This window comes from Longimicrobiaceae bacterium (genome assembly GCA_035936415.1).
Lineage (GTDB): Bacteria > Gemmatimonadota > Gemmatimonadetes > Longimicrobiales > Longimicrobiaceae > JAFAYN01.
The window spans coordinates 1-2,628 of sequence record DASYWD010000005.1; the positions used below are offsets into that span (position 1 = coordinate 1).

Annotated in this window: 5 protein-coding genes; all 5 read right to left on the reverse strand. The window is 70.2% G+C overall.

Annotated features, from left to right (window positions below):
- Positions 1-246: hypothetical protein (locus VGR37_00120; protein HEV2145798.1), on the reverse strand; the 246-nt coding region annotated here is incomplete at its 3' end.
- Between the two features lie 10 nt (positions 247-256).
- Positions 257-730: an SsrA-binding protein SmpB gene (gene smpB / locus VGR37_00125; protein HEV2145799.1), complete on the reverse strand. Its 474-nt coding sequence runs from the start codon at positions 728-730 to the stop codon at positions 257-259.
- A gap of 84 nt (positions 731-814) precedes the next feature.
- Positions 815-1,408, reverse strand: a complete 594-nt coding sequence (locus VGR37_00130; protein ID HEV2145800.1) for a L,D-transpeptidase — start codon at positions 1,406-1,408, stop codon at positions 815-817.
- A gap of 32 nt (positions 1,409-1,440) precedes the next feature.
- Positions 1,441-2,349, reverse strand: a complete 909-nt coding sequence (locus VGR37_00135) for a YihY/virulence factor BrkB family protein (GenBank protein HEV2145801.1) — start codon at positions 2,347-2,349, stop codon at positions 1,441-1,443.
- Positions 2,350-2,434: 85 nt separating this feature from the next.
- Positions 2,435-2,628: hypothetical protein (locus VGR37_00140; protein HEV2145802.1), on the reverse strand; the 194-nt coding region annotated here is incomplete at its 5' end.

Genomic DNA, 2,628 nt, shown 5'->3' on the forward strand with positions numbered 1-2,628 from the left:
CGGCGATCCGGCCCGGAAGCGGAGCTCCCGTCCCGCGAGGCGCACCTCCACCTCGTCGCCGCGCGGCGCGACCTCCGCGCCCACGGAAACGAGCGCGGAGAGCGGGAGCGCCGCGTACCCCCGCCCGGTGGCCGGCGCCACGGCCACGCCGCGCGCGCCGCTCTCCACGGTCCAGGCGGGAGCGCGCTGGGCCGGTGCGGCGGTGGAGGCGAGGGTGGCGACGGCGAAGAGGAGGGCGGGGACCATCCGCCGGAGGCTACTCCTTGAGGGCACGCTGCATTTCACGCTGCGCATCGCGCTTCTTGAGGTCTTCACGTTTGTCGTGGAGCTGCTTGCCGCGCACCAGGGCCAGGTTGACCTTGGCGATGCCGCGGCTGAAGTGGACGTCGAGGGGAACCAGGGTGAGCCCGGACTTCTCCACCTGGCCGATCAGCTTGCGGATCTGCCGGCTGTGCAGGAGGAGCTTGCGGGGGCGGAGGGGGTCGTGGTTGAACCGGTTCCCCTGCTCGTAGGGGGAGATGTGCATGTTGTGCAGCCACACCTCGCCCCGGTCCACGCGGGCGTAGGCGTCCTGGAGGTTCCCCTTCCCCTCCCGCAGCGACTTGACCTCGGTCCCCTGCAGGACGAGCCCGGCCTCCCAGGTCTCGATCACGTGGTACTCGTGACGCGCCTTCCGGTTCTGCACCACGATCCTCGGGGTGTCCGGCTTGTCCCCCGCTGGCTTGTTCATTCGAAAGCTTCAGAAAAAAAGGAGGTCACGGGGAGCAGCCGGCAGGCACCCCGCCGTCCTGCAGCTCCAGGCCGTCCCTGCCCCCTAGTAGATGATGACCGGAGTCCCGACCTCGACTTCGTAATAGAGCCGGCGGGCGTCCTCGTTGCTCATGCGGATGCATCCGTGCGAGACGGCCTGCCCCAGCAGCTCGGGCTTGTTGGTCCCGTGGATGGCGATCTCCTCCTCCAGGTAGAGCGCCGTGGTCCCCAGCATCCCCGGCTCGCGCCGCTTGGGGGAGTCGCGCGGGGGGATGGGCTCTCCGCGCTCGATGAAGGCCCAGTCCGGCACCACCCAGACGGGGTCCTTTTCCTTAAGCTGCACGCGGAACATCCCGCGCGGGGTGGAGAAGTCCCACTTCTGCCCGGCGCCCTCCAGGCGGGTCCCGGTCCCGGTCCCCACGATGGCGGACCAGATCACCCGCTCGTCCTCCATGAGGTAGAGCCTGTGCTCGGCCAGGGAGATCACCACGTAGCGGCCCTCCACGTTCACCGGGGGGTCGCGGTAGCGGGCGGTCCCCTCCCGCGCCACGCCGTGGGCGATGGCCACCGGCGACATGGGGAGCCCCTGCGCCGCCGCCTCCGCCGCCCCGAACGCCAGCGCCAGCAGCGCCGCGAGGACCGTCGGCAGGCCCCGCACTCTCGCACTCACGCACTCACGCACTTTCGCACTCACTCCAGAAGCTCCTTTTGTCTCCGGCGGGTCCGGTTCAGGTCGTACACCTGCCCGACCTCGCCGCCCAGGATGAACACCACCGCCGAATAATAGATCCAGAAGACCAGGACGATGACCGTCGCCACCCGGCCGTAGGTGGTGCCGTAGTTGGCGACGTAGGTCACGTACCAGGTGAAGACCCCCTTGAGCAGCTCCCACGCCACCGCGGTGAACGCCGCCGCGGTCAGCGACACCCGCCACGGGATCCGCCGGGCCGGGAGGTACCGGTAGATCAGCACGAACATCACGAAGATGAAGGCGAACGCCAGGAGCTGCGCGTACACCACCTCCACGATGGGGAGCTCGCGCAGCCCCCGCTCGGCCAGCCACTCCTGCCCGAAGCCCCGCACCGCCCCCAGCACGATGGTGATCCCGGTGTTCGCCAGGAAGAGCGTCCCGGCCAGGAGCACCATCTGCGCGTCGAAGATCTTCCCCCGCACGATCCCGCGGTCGTCCTGCAGGTCGAAGACGTGGCGCAGCACCGTCCGCAGCGTCCCGAAGAGCCGCGTGGAGGTCCACACGAACAGGGCGAGGCCCAGGAGCCCGAAGCGAGTCCGGCCCCCGATGATCCCGCTCACCAGCTCCCGGGTGAAGCTGACCACCGCCTGCGAGGGGGGGAGGATCGAGACGACGTAGTCCACCGCCGCCTGCTCCGGGTCCTCCGCGAAGCGCGGGAGGACGAAGCCGAAGATTGCGACGATGAGGAGCAGGAAGGGGATCGCCGCGACCAGGATGTTGAAGGCGATCGCCCCGGCCAGGAAGAAGACGTCGTCTTCCGCCGCGGAGTTGTAGACGCGCGAGACGAAGTCCCACGCCCCGCGGAGGATGCGGACCACGGCCGCGCGGGCGGCGCCCGCGAGGCTCACCGCCCGTGTCGTCCGGATCCGCGTTCCCATGTGGAAAGAACGTAGACCTTTGTCGGGACCGCGTCAACGATCCCGTCGCGGATCTCTACCGCAGCCCGTCGTCCGGCACGTCCTCGATGATCACCTCGGTGACCACCACCTCCGCCTCCACCATCGGCGCGCCCGGGTCCTGGAGGGCGTCCAGCCCGCCCTGGTACGCGGCCTTGGCGTCGGAGACGCGGCGCTCCAGGTCGTGCCGGGCGTCGCGCGCGGCGCGGCGGCCGGCGTCCACGGCGCTGC